Annotated in this window: 15 protein-coding genes and 1 tRNA gene; 12 read left to right on the forward strand and 4 right to left on the reverse strand. The window is 69.7% G+C overall.

What is annotated here, in order from left to right:
• Positions 1–657 precede the first annotated feature (657 nt).
• Entirely contained in the window at positions 658–1725 is a 1068-nt protein-coding gene (locus VGB24_RS04755; protein ID WP_331071813.1) for a PA0069 family radical SAM protein, read from the reverse strand.
• Between the two features lie 169 nt (positions 1726–1894).
• Here VGB24_RS04755 and VGB24_RS04760 point away from each other — a divergent pair, with 169 nt between their 5' ends.
• From VGB24_RS04760 to VGB24_RS04775, 4 genes are all read left to right on the forward strand, one after another.
• Entirely contained in the window at positions 1895–2467 is a 573-nt protein-coding gene (locus tag VGB24_RS04760) for a DUF4126 domain-containing protein (RefSeq protein ID WP_331071814.1), read from the forward strand.
• A 175-nt stretch (positions 2468–2642) separates the two neighbouring features.
• Complete coding sequence (locus tag VGB24_RS04765; RefSeq protein ID WP_331071815.1) at positions 2643–3092, forward strand: nuclear transport factor 2 family protein; 450 nt, start codon at positions 2643–2645, stop codon at positions 3090–3092.
• A gap of 46 nt (positions 3093–3138) precedes the next feature.
• Positions 3139–3211: transfer RNA gene (locus tag VGB24_RS04770), tRNA-Lys, on the forward strand.
• 109 nt (positions 3212–3320) lie between these two features.
• Positions 3321–4439 (forward strand): alpha/beta hydrolase family protein, encoded by a 1119-nt coding sequence (locus VGB24_RS04775; protein WP_331071816.1) that lies wholly within the window; start codon positions 3321–3323, stop codon positions 4437–4439.
• A gap of 6 nt (positions 4440–4445) precedes the next feature.
• Here the strand turns inward: VGB24_RS04775 and VGB24_RS04780 are convergent, their stop codons facing one another.
• The gene (locus VGB24_RS04780) at positions 4446–4943 is read right to left on the reverse strand and encodes a nuclear transport factor 2 family protein (RefSeq protein WP_331071817.1); all 498 of its coding nucleotides are present in this window, start codon (positions 4941–4943) and stop codon (positions 4446–4448) included.
• Between the two features lie 757 nt (positions 4944–5700).
• Here VGB24_RS04780 and VGB24_RS04785 point away from each other — a divergent pair.
• Positions 5701–7014: an SIR2 family protein gene (locus VGB24_RS04785; RefSeq protein WP_331071818.1), complete on the forward strand. Its 1314-nt coding sequence runs from the start codon at positions 5701–5703 to the stop codon at positions 7012–7014.
• Positions 7015–7094: 80 nt separating this feature from the next.
• Here VGB24_RS04785 and VGB24_RS04790 read toward each other — a convergent pair whose 3' ends face one another.
• Entirely contained in the window at positions 7095–8261 is a 1167-nt protein-coding gene (locus VGB24_RS04790; protein ID WP_331071819.1) for a cystathionine gamma-synthase, read from the reverse strand.
• 195 nt (positions 8262–8456) lie between these two features.
• Here VGB24_RS04790 and VGB24_RS04795 point away from each other — a divergent pair, with 195 nt between their 5' ends.
• The 4 genes from VGB24_RS04795 (at position 8457) to glmS (ending at position 13319) form a co-directional block, all read left to right on the forward strand.
• On the forward strand, positions 8457–8927 hold the full coding sequence (locus VGB24_RS04795; protein WP_331071820.1) for an Lrp/AsnC family transcriptional regulator: 471 nt from the start codon (positions 8457–8459) through the stop codon (positions 8925–8927).
• On the forward strand, positions 8924–9910 hold the full coding sequence (yedA, locus tag VGB24_RS04800) for a drug/metabolite exporter YedA (RefSeq protein ID WP_331071821.1): 987 nt from the start codon (positions 8924–8926) through the stop codon (positions 9908–9910). The genes VGB24_RS04795 and yedA overlap by 4 nt, the downstream gene beginning before the upstream one ends.
• A gap of 85 nt (positions 9911–9995) precedes the next feature.
• Positions 9996–11363 carry a phosphoglucosamine mutase gene (gene glmM / locus VGB24_RS04805; protein WP_331071822.1) on the forward strand — a complete coding sequence of 456 codons (1368 nt, stop codon included), beginning with the start codon at positions 9996–9998 and terminating at the stop codon, positions 11361–11363.
• A 102-nt stretch (positions 11364–11465) separates the two neighbouring features.
• The gene (gene glmS / locus VGB24_RS04810; protein WP_331071823.1) at positions 11466–13319 is read left to right on the forward strand and encodes a glutamine--fructose-6-phosphate transaminase (isomerizing); all 1854 of its coding nucleotides are present in this window, start codon (positions 11466–11468) and stop codon (positions 13317–13319) included.
• 143 nt (positions 13320–13462) lie between these two features.
• Here the strand turns inward: glmS and VGB24_RS04815 are convergent, their stop codons facing one another.
• Positions 13463–14194: a phenylalanine 4-monooxygenase gene (locus VGB24_RS04815; RefSeq protein WP_331071824.1), complete on the reverse strand. Its 732-nt coding sequence runs from the start codon at positions 14192–14194 to the stop codon at positions 13463–13465.
• A gap of 631 nt (positions 14195–14825) precedes the next feature.
• Between VGB24_RS04815 and VGB24_RS04820 the strand changes: the two genes are divergently transcribed.
• From VGB24_RS04820 to VGB24_RS04830, 3 genes are all read left to right on the forward strand, one after another.
• Positions 14826–15740, forward strand: a complete 915-nt coding sequence (locus tag VGB24_RS04820) for a LytTR family DNA-binding domain-containing protein (RefSeq protein ID WP_331071825.1) — start codon at positions 14826–14828, stop codon at positions 15738–15740.
• 156 nt (positions 15741–15896) lie between these two features.
• Positions 15897–17684 carry a serine hydrolase gene (locus VGB24_RS04825; protein ID WP_331071826.1) on the forward strand — a complete coding sequence of 596 codons (1788 nt, stop codon included), beginning with the start codon at positions 15897–15899 and terminating at the stop codon, positions 17682–17684.
• 289 nt (positions 17685–17973) lie between these two features.
• Positions 17974–21294 carry a TonB-dependent receptor gene (locus VGB24_RS04830; protein WP_331071827.1) on the forward strand — a complete coding sequence of 1107 codons (3321 nt, stop codon included), beginning with the start codon at positions 17974–17976 and terminating at the stop codon, positions 21292–21294.
• Positions 21295–21300 lie beyond the last annotated feature (6 nt).

The raw sequence follows: 21300 nt of genomic DNA on the forward strand, positions 1-21300 counted from the left end.
AGCCTCTCCGCCTTGCATCCCGACCGCCTGGAGCAACTCCGTCACCTCTGGGTGGAACCCCGCTCGCGTCAGGGCGTCTCGCCAGCTACCGAGCTGTGCAGATCCGTCCGACCGGTGAGGTATTCGCTTGGGGTGGAGAGATTCTGAAAGGCGGTGCAACGCCCGCCCGGGTTCATACACGCGCTTGTAGCATTGGTCCGAGGGCACGGCGCCGAGTGCGTGAAAGCGAGTGAGGTCCAACCTACTTCGCTCGCCGCTCCGCATCAACAGATCGGTGCTTCCAGCGAGCTTTTCCCGCTATGAAGTTGGGCAGCGTTCGAGCTTCCCGCCGGGCCGCGATCGGCAGAACGGCGTTCCGATACATCAAGAAAACGTGGGAACCAGGGTTTCGTGTTTTCGGGCCGGGCCAGTACTCCGCGCAGCCATCCCTGGACCCTCGAAATTGCCCCGCCGCACGGTCGTGCGGCTGCGAAATTGTGAGGGAGCAGCCGTGCTCGCAGGCGCGGGGCGGGTTCACCGTCGAACGGCACTTCGGGGCTGTCGTGTACGCGCGACATTGGCGCGCGGTTGGACGCGCGTCAGTTGAGAGGTCTGAACGCGGTCGACCAGGAACGGAAGCGCATCTCGCGCGAGTTGCACGCCGGGAGTGCTCATGCTTCAGATCGCCCCGAACAATCCGAGTTGCCCACGCGAATCGTGCGGCCGGTGGAAGGCGGCCGTGGACAGGGGAGGCAGCTCTTCCGTCAGCCCCGACTTGCGGCAGGCCGTGGCGAACAGCGCCCCCATCTGCACCGCGAAGATTCCCTCGCCCCGCATGCGCGTGCCCCACTGCGGATCGTACAGCTTGCCGCCGCGGATGGCGCGGATGCGGTTGAGCACCTTGTCCTTGCGATCCGGGAAGTGCGTGGCCAGCCAGGTTTCGAACAATTCCTTGAGCGCGAACGGCAGGCGCAGCGGGATGTATCCTGCGGCCGTGGCGCCTGCCTCCGCCGCGGCGGCGGCAATGGCCGGCATCTCGTGGTCCGTGAGCCCCGGGACGACGGGCGCGATCAGCACGCGCACGGGTATGCCGGCGGCGGAGAGCACGCGGATGGCCTCCAGCCGGCGCGCCGGAGTGCTGGCGCGCGGCTCCATCACCCGCTGCAGCTTTTCGTCGAGCGTGGTCACGGAGATGTTGACGACGCCGGCGCCGTACGACGCCAACTCGCCCAGCAGGTCGGCGTCGCGAGTGACCAGGTGGTTCTTGGTGACGATGCCCACCGGGTTGCGGAACTCGGCCAGCACCTCCAGGCACTGGCGGGTGATGCCCAGCTTGCGCTCCGCCGGCTGGTACGGGTCGGTGACGCCGCTGATGGCAATGGGCTGCGGCTTCCACCGGGGCGACTGCAGCTCCTTGCGCAGCAGCTCGGGCGCGTCGTGCTTCACCAGGATCTTCGTCTCGAAGTCCAGGCCCGACGAGAAGCCCAGGTACTCGTGCGTGGGCCGCGCGAAGCAGTACACGCAGCCGTGCTCGCAGCCGCGGTACGGGTTCACGCTGGCGTCGAACGGGATGTCGGGGCTGTCGTTGCGCGTGATGATGCCGCGCGTGTGATCGCGCATCAACTGCGTGCGCGGGCCGGGCTCGTCCGGGTCGAATGCCTCGTCGTCGGGGACGTACTCGGCCGATTCGAACCGGTTCTTGGGATTGTGCGCGGTGCCGCGCCCGCGGAGCTGAACCAGCTGCATCTCGGGACCCGTCCGGCTGGTGTGGGGGAGCTTCTTCCGCACACAATGTACACCGAACGGATGCCGAAAGCAATCCCCTGGCCACGTGCCCGCCATTGTGCTGGGGCGCGGCGCGCGTGAGTATCAGGACGCCGCCGGTTCCGTCCCACCCCCCTCGCCATCGATCGACATGGAAGCACTTTCCGCCGCCGCGCTGGGCCTGGTGCTGGCCGCCTGCGCGGGGCTGCGTGCCTTTCTTCCCATCTTCAGCGCCAGCGTGGCCGCCTGGATGTCGGAGATGCCGCTGCCGCCCGCGATGGAGTGGCTGGACCGGCCCCAGACGATGGTGATCTTCGGCGTCGCGACGCTGCTGGAGATTTTGGGCGACAAGGTGCCGCTGGTGGACCACGTGCTGGACTCGGTGCAGGTGGTGAGCAAGCCCGTGCTGGCCGCACTCGCCGCGACGCCGTTCCTGTACCAGGTGTCGCCGGAGTTCGCGGTGGGCATCGGCATCGTGCTGGGCGCTCCCCTGGCGCTGGGGGTGCACGGGGCCAAGGCGACGGCCCGCGTGGGAAGTACCGCGACCACGGGCGGGCTGGGGAACCCCGTGCTGAGCGTGCTGGAGGACATCGCGGCAGTGGCCGCGATCGTGCTCGCGTTCCTGGCGCCGCTGCTGGCGCTGGTGCTGGTGGCGGTGCTGCTCGTCGTCCTCTTCCGCTTCGCGCTCCGGATCCGCCGGTTGACGCGCCGCCAGCCGGGCTGATCCGCCCCGGTTCCGCATCGACGGAAGCCGCGGGCGCTCGGGATCGGCCCTTCCCCGGGCCCACCTCTTTTAGGCCTCCTGGTGCGTTCTACCCATGCCGGGCAGGGTGTCGGCGAGCAGATTCATCACACGCTCACACGACATCGGACAGAACCCGTACAGGAGATCGCCGGCCATGGTTGCGACGGACGTGCTGCCCCCCACCATCGCCGCCGCGCCGCGGCCGCTCCCCGCCTCGTGCGACTCCTGCGCCGACGCCGCGATGATCCGCGCGATGTACGACGCCTACGCGCGCCGCGACCTGCTGGACGTGTTCTCGTGCTTTGCGCCGGACGTCGTCATCCGCCAGAGCACGCACCTTCCCTGGGGCGGCACCTTCCGCGGGCTGGACGAGGCGCGTGGGTTCTTCGACACCCTGATGGAACACGTGGATTCGCGCTTCGAGATGCAGGCGGTGCTGCCCGCGGGGGAACGGGTGATCGTCAGCGGGCGCACGCGGGGGATTGCCCGGCGCACGGGCGCGGCGTTCGACCTGGGCGCCACGCACGTGTACGAGTTTCGCCGCGGGAAGGTGGTCCGCATGGAGTCGTACGTCGACACGCCGGGGATGATCGCGGTGCTGTGACGCCGTGGGTTGAGCGCGCGGCCCGAGTGCCCTATCTTTGGGGCGCGGGTCGGTAGCTCAGTTGGTAGAGCACTCGGCTTTTAACCGATTGGTCCTGGGTTCGAGTCCCAGCCGACCCATGTCGTTCCCGAACGCGTCTGCGGCAGAAAGGGCACCTCTTGCGGGGTGCCCTTTTCCGTGCTCCCGTTCACGGTCTCGCCGGAGTTCATCATCCCAATCGAAAATCCGATGCTTTCGTATCGTGCCGCCCTCGTCACCGCTCTCGCCGCATGGTTCGCCACGGCGGCGTGCGGCGAGCCGCCGACCCGGCGCCAGGACATTGCCATCCGCGGTGCCGGCGTTCCGCTCGCGGGCACCGTCGTGGGGCCGGCGGCGGGCGGGCGCCACCCCGCGGTGGTGCTGCTGCACGGCTCCGGTCCGGACGGCCGCGAGAATCCGTACTACGGGATGCTGGCCGACGCGTTCGTCCGGCGCGGGTTCGTGGTGCTGGTCTACGACAAGCGGGGGAGCGGTGGATCGGGCGGGGACTGGCGGCGCAGTCCGTTCAGCGCGGTCATCGACGACGCCGCGGCCGCCGCGCGGGAGCTTCGCCGGCACCCGTGGGTGGACTCGGGGCGCGTGGGCGTGTGGGGGGGAAGCGAGGGGGCGGTGATCGCGCCGGAGGTGGCGCTGCGCGAGGGGCTGGCGTTCGTGGCGATGCAGTCCGGGCCGGGGGTAACGTTCGCGGAGCAGAACCTTCACCAGACGAGCCTGCAGGTGCGCGCGATGACGGCGGACCCGGAGCAGCGGCGCGCCGCCATGCGCCTGCAGCGGCTGAAGCACCGCTACGCGCGGAGTGCCGAGGGGTGGGCGGAGTACCAGGCGGCGCTCCGCTCGGCGGCGGGGACCCCGTATGCCGGGCTGGCCGGGCCCACCTCGCCCGACGACTGGTGGTGGGGCTGGTATCGGACGAAGATGGACTACACCCCCGTTCCCGCGCTGGAGCGGCTGGGCGTTGCGGTGCTCGCGGTCTGGGGCGGCGAGGACGTCCTGGTGCCGGTGGAGGCGAGCCGGGCCGCCGTCGCAGCGGCGCGCAGCCGTGTGGACCATCCCGGCGACTCGCTCCTCGTCGTCGACGGCGCGGACCACGGGCTGCAGGTGAACGGGCTTCGCGGCGTGTTCCGGCGCGGGCTGCGCAACCGCCCCGTGAGCCTGGGGCTGACGGCGGACTGGGCGGCGCGCCAGGTGACGTACCCGCTCGTGCGCATGCAGGCGCCGGCTGGCGGTCCGCGCGCCGTTCCGCGGGTCGATGCCCTGGATTCCGCCGGGCCGGGGATGCGGGCGCGCGTCCCCGGCTCCCCCCCCTGAACCGAGCTAGTTGCCCGTCTTCGGCTCGGCGTGGAAGATCTTGTTCATGATCTTCCACTCGCCATCGATCTTCAGCAGGGTGAAGTAGTCCGTCAGGCGCGTCGTGGGATAGTCCAGGACGATCTTGGCCACCGCGGCGTTTCCGGTGACGTCCACGCTTTCGATCCACCGGCGGCGCTGCGCCTCGTCCGCCGCGGGACGGCCGCTGGTGCCCGCGATGTACTCCGCGCTGGTGCGCTGGGTCAGCTGCCCGTCGCGGATGAACATCATCTTCATGTCGGGGTGCATCACCGCCGCGAACTCCGAGCCCTGTCCCGTCGCGTGGCCGTTCAGGTAGTGCTGCAGCGCGGCGCGCACCTCCGCCTCCTCGGCCGACACGGCGCGGGCGGGAGCGGGATGGGCGGTGTGCGTCGTGTGCCCCGCGTGCGCGTGTGCGGGAGCCTGCGCGGCGGCGGGCGTGGCGATCACCGCCGCGGCGGCGGCAAGCATCAGCAGGTTCTTCATCGATCTCTCCTGTGGGATTCGCGCGCGGAAATGCGGCGCACCGCGGGGCGACAAGCCGTGCTGGAGACGATACAATCCAGGCGTCTCGTCTACAATGCGGCTGCGCCGCCCCGGCGATTAGCGTCCGGTTAGGGCTGATGCGATGTGGTGCATCACCCGGTTTGAATGCACCTCGCAGCCTGTCATCCTGAGGCCCAGGCGCGCCAAACCGGCCCGCACACGCCTCTGTGCGGGCCGAAGGATCCAGCCGCGGACGCGTAAAAGCCTGGGCGCGGCAGCGGGGCCACCGAAGCCGGGGCCTCGGCTGCCGTGGGGCCCTCACCCGGCCGCGCTGACACGCGTGCCACCCTCTCCCACAAACAGCGTGGGAGAGGGGGTACACTTCAGGCTGCGGTGCGCCTCGATGAGTGCGTCGCGACGGCCAGCGCCCCCCATCCCCAACCCTTCCCCCGCAAACTGCGCCGGGGGAAGGGAGCCAGTGTAGTGCTCCACCCAAGCCGGGGGACCCCACAGCCTGTCATCTTGAGGCCTAGGCGCGCCGAGCCGGCCCGCACACGCCTCTGTGGGGGCCGAAGGATCTAGCCGCGGCCACGTACAAGCCTGGGCGCGGGAGCGGTCATCGAAGCCGAGGCCTCGGGCTCCGTCAGCTTCCCGACCTCTGGTTCCGAGGATCTTCTGCATTGTAGGAAATCGCTCCTGCGCCGCGTATCTTTATCTTCCCCGCGTGTCTCCATCCACCCGCCGCCGCTTTCGAATCATGGCCGAACTTTTCGACAGGGACGAATTCTTCGATGCATTCGTGCAGGCCATGGGCAGGCCGCGCCGGCCGCTGGCGCTGCTGGGAGCCGGCACCAGCGTAGACGCCGGGTACCCGGACTGGAACGGGCTGCTGGCGGCCCTGAAGGAGAAGGCGAAGGGGATGATCCCCCACAAGCACGAAATCTTCGTAGAGAATCTGAAAGATCCCGCGTGGGAGGCGGAGGAGTACCGGCGCATCATCGGCGAAGATGCGTTCTGCGACGTGATCGGCTCGATGTTCTCGCCACGGGGTCAGGTCGGGAACGTGTTGCGGGTGATCTCGCAGATGGGGTTCCGGCACATCCTCACCACCAACTACGACTCGTGCATCGAGCAGGCGTTCAACAACCGGCTGCGAGTGGTGGAATGGACCCATGAGGCCGATCTTCGCGAGTTCTTCGTCGACCTTTCCGCAGACCCGGAGATCCCCTACCTGTTGTATCTGCACGGCCGCTACGACGATCCGGCCAAGGTGATCCTGACGGAAAGCTCGTACGCGGCGCGGTACGTGAGGTCCGACGAGGCACGGAGCAAGCTGCTCGCCTTGTTCCTCACCCAGCCGGTGGTGTTCATCGGGTTTTCCGTGACCGACCCCGACATCAACCACCTGATGCGGGAGGTGAACGCCAAGCTGGGCACGGGCAAGCCCCAGCACTTCGCGCTAATCGGATACGACCGTCCCGATGAGAAGGAGTTCATCCGCAATCGGTTCCAGGGCAAGTTCGGAATCGCGCCCGTGTTCTACCACATCACCAAGGGGCCGGGGAGCCACCGAGGGCTAGTGGACCTGCTCTCCGCCGTGCACCAGGTCATTCACGGACGGGCGCTTGAACTGGGCGCGGACGCGATCGATGTGGCGGCCGTGGCGGACCTGGCCGGCGCGGACGCGGTCGCGCCGCTACACGACCCGCTCGACCAGCAGAAGGGGCGGTGGGGCGGAAGGCCCGATCAGAATGGCCGCGTCCTGCGCGTGGCCAACGCCCAGCCGCATCCGCAGGGGGAGAAGCAGCTCGACGTGCTCGAATTCGATTTGATCGTCGAGGCGGAGTCCAAAGATGGCAAGCCGCTGGAAGGTGAAGTGACGTTCCACCTGCACCAGACCTTCCATCCATCCGTGTGGCCCGTCCCGGTGGAAGACGGCCGGGCAGTGCTCCGCGTCGACGAGGCGTATGGGGCGTTCACAGTAGGTGCCCAGACGGACGGCGGAGCGACCACGCTGGAGCTGGACCTGGCACACGAGGAATCCCTGCCGCAGTGGTTCCGCGAACGGTAGCCGGGGGTCTGCGCCAAGTACACGACGAAACCGCTCCGGGGCACCTGCCCCGGAGCGGTTTCGTCATGCCTGCGCTCTCGTCAGACCGCGGCGAGCGCCTGCTCCAGGTCGGCGATCAGGTCCTGCACGTCTTCCACGCCGCAGGAAAGCCGCACCAGGCCGTCGGTGAGGCCCATGGCGTAGCGGCGGTCGCGGGGGATGGACGCGTGCGTCATCTTCGCCGGATGGCCGATCAGGCTTTCCACCCCGCCCAGCGACTCGGCCAGCGCAAAGATGCGCACGCCGTTCACGAACGCCGCCGCGCGCTCCAGCGACCCCATCTCGATGCTGATCATTCCCGTGAACCCGCGCATCTGCCGACGGGCGAGCTCGTGCTGCGGGTGCGCGGGAAGCCCGGGGTAGTACACCTGCTCCACCTTGGCATGCGCATCCAGCCACTCCGCGATCTGCTGCCCGTTTGTGTTGTGAGCCGCCATGCGCAGGTGAATCGTCTTGGTGCCGCGCAGCGCCAGCCAGCAGTCCCACGGGCCGGGCACCGCGCCCGCCGCGTTCTGCAGAAAGCGCAGCCGGTCGTGCAGCTCGTCGCTGCGCACCACGATGATGCCGCCCACCATGTCGCTGTGCCCGTTGACGTACTTGGTCACCGAGTGCAGCACGATGTCGGCGCCCAGCTCCAGCGGGCGCTGGTTGTACGGCGACGCGAAGGTGTTGTCGACGCTCAGCAGCGCCCCCGCCGCCTTCGCGATCTCCGCCGCCTCGGCGATGTCGCTCAGCCGCATCATGGGGTTGGTGGGCGTTTCCAGGTGGATCAGCCGCGTGTTGGGCTTCACCGCCGCGCGCAGGGCCGCCGGATCGCTGCTGTCGACGAAGCTGAACTCGATGCCCAGCCGCGAGATCACCTTGTCGAACAGCCGGTAGGTGCCGCCGTACACCCCCTCGCCGCAGACCACGTGGTCGCCGGCGCTCAGCAGCTTCATCATCGTGTCGGTCGCCGCCAAGCCGGACGAGAACGCGATGCCATGCGCCCCGTTCTCCAGCGCGGCCACGTTGCGCTCGTACGCCTCGCGCGTGGGGTTGTGGGTGCGCGCGTACTCGTAGCCCAGGTGGCGCCCCAGCTCGGGCTGCACGTACGTGGACGTCTGGTACACCGGCATCATGATGGCGCCGGTGGTGGGGTCGGGCCGCTGGCCGGCGTGGATGGCGATGGTGCCCAGCCCCAGCCCCGCCATGTTCATCTCGTCTTTCATCGGTCTCGTGATCTCGTGTTGTCCAGACGCCGCGGCGGCGCCAACATAGCCCACGCCCGAAGCCGGCGGCAACCGCCCGTCCCTCTCCGCACAGACGGAACCAATCGTTCGGCGCGGCACGCGCTCTGCTGAACGACCGGACGTTGACGGAGCATTCTGGCGGAAGTATCGTCAGTGCAGAAGGAGAACGCAAGAATGGTAGACGACATCGACCGGCAGATCCTGGCCATTCTCCAGGACAACGCCCGCATCTCCAACGCCGAGATCGCGCGGCAGGTGGGGATGGCGCCCTCGGCCATCCTGGAGCGGATCCGCAAGCTGGAGGAGCGCGGGGTGATCGAGGGCTACACGGCCCGCATCAACCCCGAGGCGCTGGGGCTGAAGCTGACGGCGTACGTGTTCGTGCGCGCCGACGAGCGGGCCGGCGCCATCACCACCGCCGAGCGGCTGGCGCAGATTCCCGAGGTGCTGGAAGTGCACCACGTGGCGGGCGAGGACTGCTTTCTCACCAAGCTGCGGGTGGCGGGAACGCGCGAGCTGGGCGAGCTGCTGCGCGAGCGGTTCGGCGCCATCGACACCATCCGCTCCACCCGCTCCACCATCGTGATGGACACGGTGAAGGAGACCACGGCCATCCATCCGCCCCGCGCGGGAGGCCCCGCATGAGCGAGTCCCGGGCTCCCGCCATGGGGTGGGTGATCGCGGCCTTCGCCGCCGTGTACCTGCTGTGGGGCAGCACCTACCTGGCCATCCGTTTCGCCATCGAGACCCTTCCCCCGCTCCTGATGGCGGGGGTCCGATTCCTGCTTGCGGGCGGGGTGCTGTACGCATTCATGCGTTTGCGCGGGGAGCCCGCGCCCACGCGGCGGCACTGGACGAGCGCCGCCGTCATCGGGGCGCTGCTGCTGGTGTGCGGCAACGGCGGGGTGACGCTGGCCGAGCGCACGGTGCCCTCGGGGGTGGCGGCGCTGCTGGTGGCGATGGTGCCGCTGTGGATGGTGCTGCTGGAGTGGCTACGCCCGGGCGGCACGCGGCCCACGGGGCGGGTGGCGGCGGGGCTGACCGTGGGGTTCGCGGGGATGGTGATCCTGGTGGGCCCCTCGCAGCTGGCCGGCACCGGCGCGGTGGATTTCGGCGGGGCGGCGCTGGTGCTGTGCGCCTCGCTCGCCTGGTCCATCGGCTCCATCCATGCCCGCGGGGCCACGCTCCCGGCCAACGCCTTCGTGGCGACGGGGATGGAGATGCTGTGCGGCGGCGTGCTGCTGCTGGTGGCGGGCGCCGCGCGCGGCGAGCTGGCGGGGCTGAACCCGGCGGCGTTCACCGGCCGGTCGCTGGCGGCCCTGGCCTACCTGGTGGTGTTCGGCTCGCTGGTGGGCTTCAGCGCGTACATCTGGCTGCTGGGGGTCAGCTCGCCGGCGCGCGTGTCCACCTACGCCTACGTGAACCCGGTGGTGGCCGTGTTCCTGGGATGGGCGATGGCGGGCGAGGCGGTGACGGCGCGGGTGCTGGTCGCCGCGGCGGTGATCGTGGCGGCGGTGGCGGTGATCACCACCGGCCCGCGGCCGCGGGCCCAGCCGGGAGCCTTGGACAAGGACGCGGTCCCGCCGGGCGCGAAGACCGCTTCCAGGCGCCGCCGCCAGGCTGCTTGACGGCTTTGTTCGCGGGCGTGACATTGGCGCCCCCGCCGGGCTACGCCCCGGCGCTCCGACGACGTACCGCAAACCCGGGCTGCCCGTGATCGATACCTCCAACCTGATGGTGAGCGTCTCCGGCGTGCGGGGGCGCGTGGCCGAGGGGCTGACCCCCGAAGTGATCGCCCGCTTCGCGGCGGCGTTCGGCGCGTACGCCATCAAGCGCGGCCCGGGCAAGACGGTGGTGCTGGGCCGCGACTCGCGCGTGTCGGGCCCCATGTTCGCGCGGGCGGCCACGGCGGGGCTGCAGTCCGTGGGGTGCGACGTGGTGGACGTGGGTATCGCGCCCACCCCCACGGTGCAGCTGGCGGTGGAAGACCTGAAGGCGGCGGGGGGGCTGGCGGTGACGGCCAGCCACAACCCCATCGAGTGGAACGCGCTGAAGTTCATCGGCCCCACGGGGATGTTCCTGGACGCCGACGAAGGCGCCGAGATGCGCGCCTTCCTGGACGGCGAGATCCCCCGGGCCATCTGGAGCGACCTGGGCGGCTACAGCCAGGACGAGGGCGCGGTGGAGCGCCACCTGCAGCGCATCCTCGCCATTTCCTTCGTGGACGTGGAGCTCATTCGCTCGCGGAACTTCCACGTGGCGCTGGACTGCGTCCGCGGCGCGGGCGGCCGCATCTTTCCGCAGCTGCTGGAGGCGCTGGGGTGCCGGGTGAGCGCGATCAACATGGAAACGGACGGCCTCTTTCCGCGCGAGCCGGAGCCCGTGGCCGAGAACCTGGGCGAGCTGGAGGCGCTGGTTCGCTCCAGCGGCGCCGACCTGGGATTGGCGACGGACCCCGACGTGGACCGGCTCTCGCTGGTGTCGGGGGAGGGAAGCGCCATCGGCGAGGACTACACGCTGGCGCTGGCTTCCATGCTGGTGCTGCGCCACCGCCCGGGACCGCTGGTGACCAACCTGTCGACCAGCCGGGTGATGGACGACGTGGCCGAGCGCGCCGGCGTGCCTATCGTCCGCGCGGCGGTGGGCGAGATCAACGTGGCGCGCCGGATGCAAGCGGAGAACGCCACCATCGGCGGCGAGGGGAACGGCGGGGTGATCCTTCCCGACGTGCACCTGACGCGCGACGCGCCGGTGGCGGCCGCGCTGGTCCTTCAGCTGCTGGCCGAAACGGGGAAGCCCCTTCACCAGCTGGCGGCAGAGATCGGGCGGTACGAGATCGTCAAGGAAAAGGTGCCGCGCCCCGCGCAGCCGCTGGACGCCGTCTACGACGCGCTGGCGAAGCACTTTCCCGAGGCGCACGCCGACCGGCAGGACGGGCTGCGGCTTTCGTGGGCCGCGGAAAAGCGCTGGGCCCACCTGCGGCCGTCGGGGACGGAGCCCATCGTGCGCATCATCTGCGAGGCGCCCACGCGCGCGGATGCCTCGGCGCTGGTGGAAACGCTGCGGGCGGCGCTTCCCTGAACCGCGGGCAGCGGCGGGAACGAAAAGTGGGACGGCAACAACGGGCGGACGGTCGTTCACGGACGCCCCCGATCTGATCACACACGCGCGACCTGAAGAGCCATGTGCGGAATCGTCGGATACATCGGTGAGCAGCAGGTGACCCCCATGCTCATCCAGGGGCTGAAGCGGCTGGAGTACCGCGGCTACGACTCGGCCGGGATCGTCGTGTCGAACAACGGCCACCTGGAGGTGCGCAAGGAGGCCGGCAAGATCGCCGAGCTGGAGAAGCTGCTGGTGCAGGAGCCCGCCGAGGGCTGGTACGGCATCGGCCATACGCGCTGGGCCACGCACGGCCCGCCCACCACCCGCAACGCCCACCCGCACCTGTCGGAAAAGGGCGACTTCGCCGTGGTGCACAACGGCATCATCGAGAACGCCGGGACGCTGCGGAAGGTGCTGCAGGAGCGCGGGCACGTGTTCAGCTCCGAGACCGACACCGAGGTGCTGGTGCACCTGATCGAGGAGATCTACAACTCCGGCACCGGCCGCGCGGGCGAGTCGCTGGAGCGCGCCGTGGAAATCGCGCTCACCCAGGTGGAGGGCACCTACGGCATCGCCGTGGTGTCGACGCGCGACCCCGGCAAGATCGTCGCGGCCCGGCTGGGCAGCCCCCTGCTGATCGGCGTGGGCGAGAACGGCGAAACGTTCGTGGCCAGCGACGCGGCGGCGGTGATCGCCCACACGCGCGACGTCATCTACCTGGACGACGGCGACATGGCCACCATCACCAAGTCCGGGTACGTGGTCCATCGCCCCAAGCAGGGCCCGGTGGACCGCCCCGTGAACCGCGTGGACTGGGACCTCAGCGAGGTGGAGCGCGGCGGCTACGCGCACTTCATGCTCAAGGAGATCACGGAGCAGCCCACCACCCTGCGCGAAACCATGCGCGGGCGCCTGCTGGAGGACGAGGGCGCGGTGAAGCTGGGCGGCCTGACGGGGATGGACGACGAGCTTCGCGCGGCGACGCGCGTGGTGATCCTGGGCTGCGGCACCAGCTGGCACAGCGGGGTGATCGGCGAGTACCTGCTGGAGGACATCGCCCGCATTCCCACCGAGGTGGAGTACGCGTCGGAGTTCCGCTACCGCCGCGCCGTGGTGGAGCCGGGCACCATCGCCATCCCCATCTCGCAGTCGGGCGAAACGGCCGACACGCTGTGGGCCATGCGCGAGGCCAAGCAGCAGGGCGCCACCACGCTGGGCATCGTCAACGCGGTGGGCTCAACCATCGCGCGCGAAACCGACGCGGGCGTGTACCTGCACGCCGGCCCGGAGATCGGCGTGGCGTCGACCAAGGCTTTCACCAGCCAGGTGGTGGTGCTGGCCATGATCACCATTCACCTGGGCCGGCTGCGGGGCACGCTCAGCCAGTCGCGGGCGCGCGAGATCGTGCGCGCGCTGCGGCAGCTGCCGGAGCAGGTGTCGGAGATCCTGAAGACCGAGGAAGAGATCCGGAAGCTGGCCGAGCAGTACAAGGACAGCCGCAACTTCCTGTACCTGGGGCGCGGCTACAACTTCCCGGCGGCGCTGGAGGGGGCGCTCAAGCTCAAGGAGATCAGCTACATCCACGCCGAGGGCTACCCCGCGGCCGAGATGAAGCACGGGCCCATCGCGCTGATCGACGAGAACATGCCCGTGGTGGTCATCGCGCCCAAGGACGCGGTGTACGACAAGGTGCGCAGCAACATCGACGAGGTAAAGGCGCGCGGCGGCTGCATCATCGCCGTCGTCAGCCAGGACGACACCGAGCTGGAGGAGGTCGTCGACCACGTGATCCGCATCCCGCGCACGCACGACGCGCTGACGCCCATTTTGGCCAGCGTGCCGCTGCAGCTGCTGGCGTACCACATCGCCGTGCTGCGCGGCACCAACGTGGACCAGCCGCGGAACCTGGCGAAGAGCGTTACGGTGGAGTAAGGCTTAGACTGCCCAAACGGCAGGCGGCGGCGGCCCTGGCGCCGTCGTCGCATCGTCGGCGTATCGTCGCCGGCTCGTTGCGAAGACGCCGCCGCTCGCCAGAGCGGCGGCGTCTTGCGTTGTAGCTCGGATGCGGGGGCGCGTCAGTGGACGACCCGCTTCGCCTCCTCTACCGCCTCGAAGAGCTGATCGAAGGATTCCGTCACGAACAGCACGTCCTGAAAGCGGTCGATCTCGAAGTGCTGCTCCATCACCGCCTCCAGCGAGAAGGGCCGCCGGTCGCAGTTGGGTCCCAGCGCGTTCGCCGCCTCGCCGTGCGAGGAGATGAGGCCGCTGCCGTACACCTTTACCTCGCCATCCTCGCGCACCAGCCCGAACTCCACCGTAAACCAGAAGAGCCGCGCCATTCGGCGCATGCCCTCTTCCGACCGGACGCGCGCCGCCACCTGGCCGAACTCCTGGAGGAAGTTGGCGAAGACGGGGTCCGCGTGCAGCGGGACGTGGCCGAAGACGTCGTGGAAGATGTCGGGCTCCGGCAGGTAGTCCAGCTGGTCGCGGGGACGCACGGACACGGTGGTCGGAAAGCGGCGTTCCGCCAGCTGCCCGAAGAAGCTGCGAGCGGGAATGAAGCCCACCACCGGGACCGCCGCCCACCCGGTGAGCGCCGCCAGCCGGCGGTTCACGTCGTCCAGGTCGGGGACGGATTCGGCCTGCAGCCCGATCGCGGCCGCGCCCTCCAGGAAGACGCGGCTCCCCGTCCGCTGGAGATCGCGCATCCGCCGCGCGTACAGCAACTCCCAGACGTCGTGGTTCTCCGGGGTGTAGAGGTGCCAGTTCTGCTCCGTGAAGATCGATGGTTCGGCGGTGGCCAGCATGCTCTTCTCCTCTGTGGAAGGAAGGCGGATCGCGTGCGTCGGGGGCCGCGGGCGCGGCAACGCAGAGGGCGTCCGGGGTGCCCACATCATTTAGGACTGGATTTGGGAAGTAACCATGTCCGCGCAAAACGCGCAAGTCCCTCTCTTCCATTGTCACCAGGGGCGCGCTCAACAGCGGGATCGGGCCGAGCACGGGCCCGCGGCGGGCAGCGTACCGCCCGCCACCGGGGGACGCAGCAGGAACGCTGGTTCCGAGAGGGCTGCATTTCCAGACAGGACGATCCGTTCTCATGAGACCAGCCAACCGATCCAGTGATGGGAGTGGGCAGCCAAGGGCCAGGACGGGAACCAGGGGCCGGAACCCGGTGGTACGAAGGGGCGGGCAGGCAGCGGACGGCGTGCCTGCCCGCTTCCGGGTGTGACCTCCCCCATCGCCCGCGCAGGGCTCAACCCGCGGCGAAACGCGGTATCGCCGGAGCGCACCGGGCGCTTACTTTCCGCGCACGGCTTCCGGCTCGTCAGCTGCTCGGACGGCTTCGCCCCCCCGCGATCGTGAAGGCCGCGGCCGGGGCCGGTGCCGCCTCGTTCATCCCGCCCTTCCCGGGCTCCACCTGGATCTCCCTCATCGCTCATGCAAGCATCGACCGCCGGCCAGCGCGCATTCGTATCCTTCGCCGGGTGGCGCCCATTCGTACTGGTGCTGGGCGGGTGGAGTACCGTGGGAGTGCTTTACCTGGTGCAACAGGCGCTCGCGACAGGCCTGAGCGGGCCCATGGTGTTCCGGCGGCTCCTGGGGCCCTACACCGCCGCCGTCCTCACCCCGGCCGTGGTGTACCTTGCGCGCCGGTTTCCACTGGGAACCGGCCGCACCGGCCGAAACCTGGCGGTTCACGCGGCGGCCGGTGCCTCGATCAGTGTGGGCGCGCTCAGCATCATCTACCTGCTCGACGTGGCGGTGGGAGCCCTGGAACCGATTCCTCTCTCGCGGTGGCTGGCATCCACGTTTCACGAGGGACTCACGAACTACGTGGTGATCGTGGGCGCGGCACACCTGCTGGATGCCCGCCGGCTTTCCAGCGCGCACGCGGCGCGCGCCCACCAGGCGGAGTCGCTTCGCGAAGATTGGGCTGCGCGGCTGCGGGCACGGTTCAGGGCGGCCCTCCGCCGCGCCCGGAACCGCCAGGCCAGGGCACTGGCGGCCCGGCCTTCGGCTCCCGGGCACCTGATGCTGAAGCTTGCGGACCGTACCGTCTTCGTGTCACCCGCCGAGGTGCGCTGGATCCAGGCGGACGGCCATTACGTCCTCGTCCACACCACCGGGGGGCAGACGCACATGGTCCGTGAGACCCTGCGCGCCATGGAGGGGCGGCTGGGTCCCGCCGGGTTCGTTCGCATCCACAGGTCTACGCTGGTGAACCTGGAGCAGGTGCGGGAACTGCGCCCCTGGTTCGCCGGCGATTCGCTGGTGCTGCTGCGCGACGGAACAGAGCTGCGGATGAGCAGGCGGTACGGAGAACGGCTGCACCGGGTGCTGGGCGCCGCATAGCCGCCGCTCGCGCCACGCCCCCGGCCGGTCGCGCCGTATCGGCCGCCGGTGGCACCGAAGGCGTTGTCCGTCCGGGGTGCACGCGGCGAAACTTGGGGGCAGGGCCATCGAAATCTTCGCGGTCCCTTCCCGCCAAACGACGCGCACCGGTGCCAGATGCTCCGCTCTTCAAAATCTCGTTCGCTCGCCATCCTCGGGGCGGGCGCGCTCGCCGGGCTGGTGGCATCCGCCGCCTGCGCCCCGGGAGCGGCCACTCGGCCCGGCTTCGCGCCCTCCTCCCGCACCGGGCTCGAGGCGGCTCTCGACTCGGTGATCGTCGACGAGATGGCGCGATCGCACATCCCCGGCGCGGTGGTCGTCGTGGTGCGCGGCGGCGAGGTGTATCTCGGGAAGGGGTACGGCTACGCCGACCTGCGGGACAGCGTTCCCGTCGATCCCGAGCGAACGATTTTCCGCATCGGGTCGATCTCGAAGGTGTTCACGGCGACGGCGCTGGTGCAGCTGGCCGACCGCGGACGCCTTCGCCTGGACGAGGACGTGAACGCGTACCTGCCCGGATGGAAGGTCCCGGCGCCGTACGGCCGCCCGGTGACCTCCGAGCACCTGCTCGGCCATACGGCCGGCTTCGACGAGATCAGCCCCGGCCGCAAGGCAGCCCGCCCCCAGGACGTTCTTCCCCTCTCGCAATTCCTGCGAGAACGGCTGGTGCCGCGTTTCGCGCCAGGCGAGCACATCAGCTACTCCACCTACGGTATCGCGCTGGCGGGGCACCTGGTCGAGCAGGTATCCGGCGCCAGGCTGTCCGCCTACATGGAGCGGGAGATCTTCACGCCGCTCGGGATGCACGGGAGCAGCGTGGGCCTGGTGCCGGATGCGCTGCGCGGGGATGCGGCCGTGGGATACGCATACGGCCCGGGCGGGTACGCCCCTGAAGAGTGGGAGCACTTTCACACGTATCCCGCCTCGGACGTGAACGCCACAGGGGCCGACATGGCGAAGTTCATGATCGCCCACCTGCAGGGCGGGCGCTATGGCCGCGCACGCATCCTCTCGGATTCGGCCGCGGCCCGGATGCACCGCACCCACTTCCGAAACCATCCGCGGCTGCTCGGAACGGCGTACGGCTTCTTCGAGGCGCGCCTGAACGGGCACCCGGCCCTCTATCATTCCGGGAGCATGAACGGCTATGCCGCCTCCATGTGGCTGTGGCCGGAGCAGGGCACGGGGGTGTTCATCGCGGCAAACCGGGAAGTCGCCAGCCTGGAGCAGCGGGTGGTGCGCCGGGTCGCCGCGCGGATGCTGCCGCGGGTGGAGGGGCTGGAGACGGAGGACACCCCCTGGACCCGTCCGCGGGTGCGCGACGACGTGGGCCGGTTCGCCGGCCGCTACCGGTGGGACGCATGGTGCCATAGCTGCACCGGTGAACGGGGCTACGTTCCGCGGACGCTCGACGTCACCGTCGCCGACGACAGCACGATCGCGTTCTGGGGCGGTGAGTGGGGGCAGGTGGAACCGCTGCTGTTCCGGCTGATGAACGGGCAACTGGACTACGGTGAGCTGTACGTGGCCTTCCGCGCCGATTCCGCCGGGCGGATCGTGGGGATGGTCCAGGGCCCCTTCTGGCACGAGCGAGTGGCGGACGCGGGCGCCGCCGCGGTCCCGAGCGGGGACGTGCAGGTGGACGAGCGGGTTCTGGCCGCCTACACGGGAAGGTACAGGCTGCCCGATGGAATGGTGGTCACCGTCACCCGGGAGGGAGGCACGCTCTTCGGTGAAGCGCCCGGGTTGAGCCGCCTGGTGCTGCGGGCGCGGACGCCCACCGTGTTCGCGGCCCCGGAGCTGGAGGCGGAACTGGTCTTTTCCGCGAACACCGGCCAGCAGGCATCGCAGTTCCTGCTCCGGAGGGCCGGGCAGCCGGACGTCGTGGCACAGCGCATCGAGTGACCGGGGTGGGGCGATCCACGATGGATGCGGATGATAGGAGGGGACCGGCGCCGGCGCCGGCCCCCTCCTTTCGTACCAACCTCCTTCGGATCAGCGGACCCACGGAGCCGCCGCGCCGATCACCGCGCAGGGCGCCTCGGCCGGGGAGCGCTTGTGGATGAACGGTGGTTTCCCGACGGTGAGAAACCTTCCCCCTTGCCGTGGTTCGCAGTAGGATGCATCGTCCGTCCGCGGCGCCTCCCGACTCTCGCCCGCCCTCGCGGAAACCCCGTCCACAGGAACGACACCGATGAACCGAGCATCTCGTTGTATGGTGCTGCTGATTGCGGCGCTGGCCGGGCTCGCAGCACCCGATGCGGCATGGGCCCAGGTCACCACCGGCTCGCTCAGCGGCACGGTGACCTCGAGCGCCGGCGAGCCCGTGGCGGGCGCCAGCGTGACCGCCGTCCATCAGCCCTCCGGAACCCGGTACTCGGGCGCCACCCGGGCCGACGGACGGTTCCAGCTTCCGGGAATGCGCGTCGGCGGGCCGTACACCGTCACCGTGGCGCGCGTGGGGCTGGGCACGCAGAGCCGCCAGGGGATCACCGTGAACCTGGGTTCCACCACCGACCTTTCGTTCCGCATGGCGGAGGCGACCCTGGTCCTGGAAGAGGTGACGGTGCAGGGGCAGCGCGCGGGCGCGGTGTTCAGCCCCGACCGCACGGGGGCGGCGACGACGGTGGCGCGCGAGCAGATCGACGCCATGCCCACGGTCAGCCGCCGCATCGAGGACTTCGCGCGGCTGACGCCCCAGGCGAGCGGCGGGCTCTCGTTCGCGGGCACCGACAACCGGCTGAACAACATCACGGTCGACGGCTCGTACTTCAACAACTCGTTCGGGCTGGCGGGCGCGCCGGGGCAGCGGACGGGGGTGGCGCCCATCTCCCTGGACGCCATCGAGCAGGTGCAGGTGAACGTGGCGCCCTTCGACGTGCGCCAGGGCAACTTCGTCGGCGCGGGGGTGAACACCGTCACCCGCAGCGGCACCAACGAGCTGCACGGCGCGCTGCGGTTCGACTTCCGCGACGAGGGGCTGGTGGGCGACCAGGCCGGCGCCACCCCGTTCACGCCGGGCCAGTTCGACTTCCGGCAGTTCGGCGCCTGGCTCTCGGGCCCCATCGTCAAGAACCGCCTGTTCTTCTTCGTGAACCTGGAGCGCGAGTCGCTGACGGAGCCGGGCACCACCTTCCGGGCGAACACCGGGGCCGAGGCCGCCGAGGGGAGCACCACGCGCGTCTTGGAGTCGGACCTGACCGCCCTGAGCAGCTTCTTGGGCAGCAACTTCAACTACCAGACGGGCCCGTTCCAGGGCTATGAGCACGCGGTTCCCGGCACCCGGTTCCTGGCCAAGCTGGACTACAACATCAACGACGGAAACCGGCTCAGCCTGCGGTACAACCACCTGGATTCCGAGGCCGACGTCCTGCTTTCGAACTCGTCGTCGCTGGGCTTCGGAACCCGCCGCACCAACCTGAGCGCCCTGAACTTCCAGGGCTCCAACTACAGCATCAAGGAGAACATCCGCTCGCTGGTGGGGGAGTGGAACTCGCAGTTCCGGGGGAACTGGGCCAACAACATGATCCTGGGCTACACCTTCCAGGACGAGAGCCGCGGGACCACCGGCGAGCTGTTCCCCTTCGTCGACATCCTGAACGGGGGAAGCGTGTACACCTCGTTCGGTACGGAGCCCTTCACCCCCAACAACGAGCTTCGCTACAGCAGCCTGCAGTTTCAGAACAACGTCACCCGGTTCGGCACCTACCACACGCAGACCTTCGGGATCAGCGCCGAGCGGTACGAGTCGGAGAACGTGTTCTTCCCGGGGTCGCAGAGCGTGTACGTGTACAACTCGCTCGCCGACTTCTACGCCGACGCCAACGGCTACCTGGCCAACCCCAACCGCACCACGTCGCCGGTGACCCTGCGGCGCTTCCAGGTGCGCTGGGCCAACATCCCGGGGCAGGAAAAGCCGGTGCAGCCCCTGGAGGTGTTCTACACCGGGGCCTACGCCCAGAACGAGTGGCGCCCCAACGGTCGGTTCACCCTCACCACCGGGCTGCGCGTGGACATGCCGGTGTTCGGCAACACGGCGTACGCCAACGAGGCGGCCGACCTGCTGACCTTCCGTGACGAGAACGGCCAGGACGTGCGGTACAGCACGGGCAAGCTGCCGGACCCGGCGCCCCTGTTCTCGCCCCGCCTGGGCTTCAACTGGGACGTGCTGGGCACCCGCTCCACGCAGGTTCGCGGCGGTACCGGCGTGTTCACCGGGCGTCCGGCGTTCGTGTGGATCAGCAACCAGATCGGCACCACCGGCGTGCTGACGGGCTTCGAGCAGCTCGACAACACCACCGCCCGCCCGTTCAACCCCGATCCGAACACCTACAAGCCCAAGACCGTCACCGGCGCCCCGGCCTCGAGCTACGAGCTGGCGCTGACCGACCCCGACTTCCGCTTCCCGCAGGTGTGGCGCACCAACCTGGCCGTGGACCAGCGCCTTCCGCTGGGGCTGGTGGCCACGGTGGAATACCTGCACGGCCGCGACCTGAACGGCGTGTACTACATCAACGCCAACCTGGCGCCGGCCAACACCGCCTTCACCGGGCCCGACACCCGGCCGCGCTGGACGGCGGCCAGCGGCCGCTGCCCCACCGTTTCGGGCGGGTTCAACCGCCTGAACTGCAACGTGGCGAACGCGGTGGTGCTGAAGAACGGCGACGAGGGCCGGTCGTGGAACCTGTCGGCCTCGCTGGAGCGCCCCTTCGCGCGCGGGGTGTTCGCCAAGGTGGCGTACAGCTACGGCGAAGCCAAGAACACGGTGGACGCCGGCTCCATCGCGTTCGGGTCGTGGAACAACAACCCGCACGCGGGCGACCCCAACAACCCGGGGCTGGGCTTTTCGGCGAACTCGCCGGGGCACCGGGTGTTCGCGGCGCTGTCCGCGCGCCGCGACCTGTTCGGCTTCGGCGCGACCACGGTGTCGCTCTTCTGGGAGGGCCGCAACGGCGGCAACACCAGCTACGTGTACGGCGGCGACCTGAACGGCGACGGCGGCACCAGCAACGACCTGCTCTACGTGCCGCGCGACGCCTCGGAGATGAACTTCCAGCAGTACACGCAGACCGTGGGCTCCGGCTCGACCGCCAAGACGTTCACGTACACGGCCGCGCAGCAGGCCGAGGCCTTCGAGGCGTTCATCCAGCAGGACCGCTACCTGCGGGAGCACCGCGGCGAGTACGTGGAGCGCAACGCCGTGTTCCTGCCCATGGTGTACCGGATGGACTTTTCGGTGTCGCAGCAGCTCGCCTCGCGCATCGGCGGCCGGCGGCACGGCCTGGAGCTGCGCGCCGACGTGCTGAACTTCGCCAACCTGCTGAGCAGCGACTACGGGACGGGGTTCGCGTTCGTCACCACGCAGCCGGTGCTGCCGGCGGGGACCAACGCCGCGGGCCAGCCCCAGTTCCGCCTGCGGAACATCAACGGGGAGCTGATCACCGAAACGTTCACGCGGACCGCCGCGACCGCCGACGTATACCGCGTGCAGCTGGGCCTGCGGTACCTGTTCTAGGCGGCG

The sequence above is a fragment of the Longimicrobium sp. genome, from assembly GCF_036399935.1.
In the GTDB taxonomy this organism is placed as follows: Bacteria; Gemmatimonadota; Gemmatimonadetes; order Longimicrobiales; family Longimicrobiaceae; genus Longimicrobium.

Coding starts and splice junctions, on each gene's coding strand:
- VGB24_RS04755 (WP_331071813.1), bottom strand. CDS start 1,725: ATGCAGCTGGTTCAGCTCCGCGGGCGCGGCACCGCGCACAATCCCAAG.
- VGB24_RS04760 (WP_331071814.1), top strand. CDS start 1,895: ATGGAAGCACTTTCCGCCGCCGCGCTGGGCCTGGTGCTGGCCGCCTGC.
- VGB24_RS04765 (WP_331071815.1), top strand. CDS start 2,643: ATGGTTGCGACGGACGTGCTGCCCCCCACCATCGCCGCCGCGCCGCGG.
- VGB24_RS04775 (WP_331071816.1), top strand. CDS start 3,321: ATGCTTTCGTATCGTGCCGCCCTCGTCACCGCTCTCGCCGCATGGTTC.
- VGB24_RS04780 (WP_331071817.1), bottom strand. CDS start 4,943: ATGAAGAACCTGCTGATGCTTGCCGCCGCCGCGGCGGTGATCGCCACG.
- VGB24_RS04785 (WP_331071818.1), top strand. CDS start 5,701: ATGGCCGAACTTTTCGACAGGGACGAATTCTTCGATGCATTCGTGCAG.
- VGB24_RS04790 (WP_331071819.1), bottom strand. CDS start 8,261: ATGAAAGACGAGATGAACATGGCGGGGCTGGGGCTGGGCACCATCGCC.
- VGB24_RS04795 (WP_331071820.1), top strand. CDS start 8,457: ATGGTAGACGACATCGACCGGCAGATCCTGGCCATTCTCCAGGACAAC.
- yedA (WP_331071821.1), top strand. CDS start 8,924: ATGAGCGAGTCCCGGGCTCCCGCCATGGGGTGGGTGATCGCGGCCTTC.
- glmS (WP_331071823.1), top strand. CDS start 11,466: ATGTGCGGAATCGTCGGATACATCGGTGAGCAGCAGGTGACCCCCATG.
- VGB24_RS04815 (WP_331071824.1), bottom strand. CDS start 14,194: ATGCTGGCCACCGCCGAACCATCGATCTTCACGGAGCAGAACTGGCAC.
- VGB24_RS04820 (WP_331071825.1), top strand. CDS start 14,826: ATGCAAGCATCGACCGCCGGCCAGCGCGCATTCGTATCCTTCGCCGGG.
- VGB24_RS04825 (WP_331071826.1), top strand. CDS start 15,897: ATGCTCCGCTCTTCAAAATCTCGTTCGCTCGCCATCCTCGGGGCGGGC.
- VGB24_RS04830 (WP_331071827.1), top strand. CDS start 17,974: ATGAACCGAGCATCTCGTTGTATGGTGCTGCTGATTGCGGCGCTGGCC.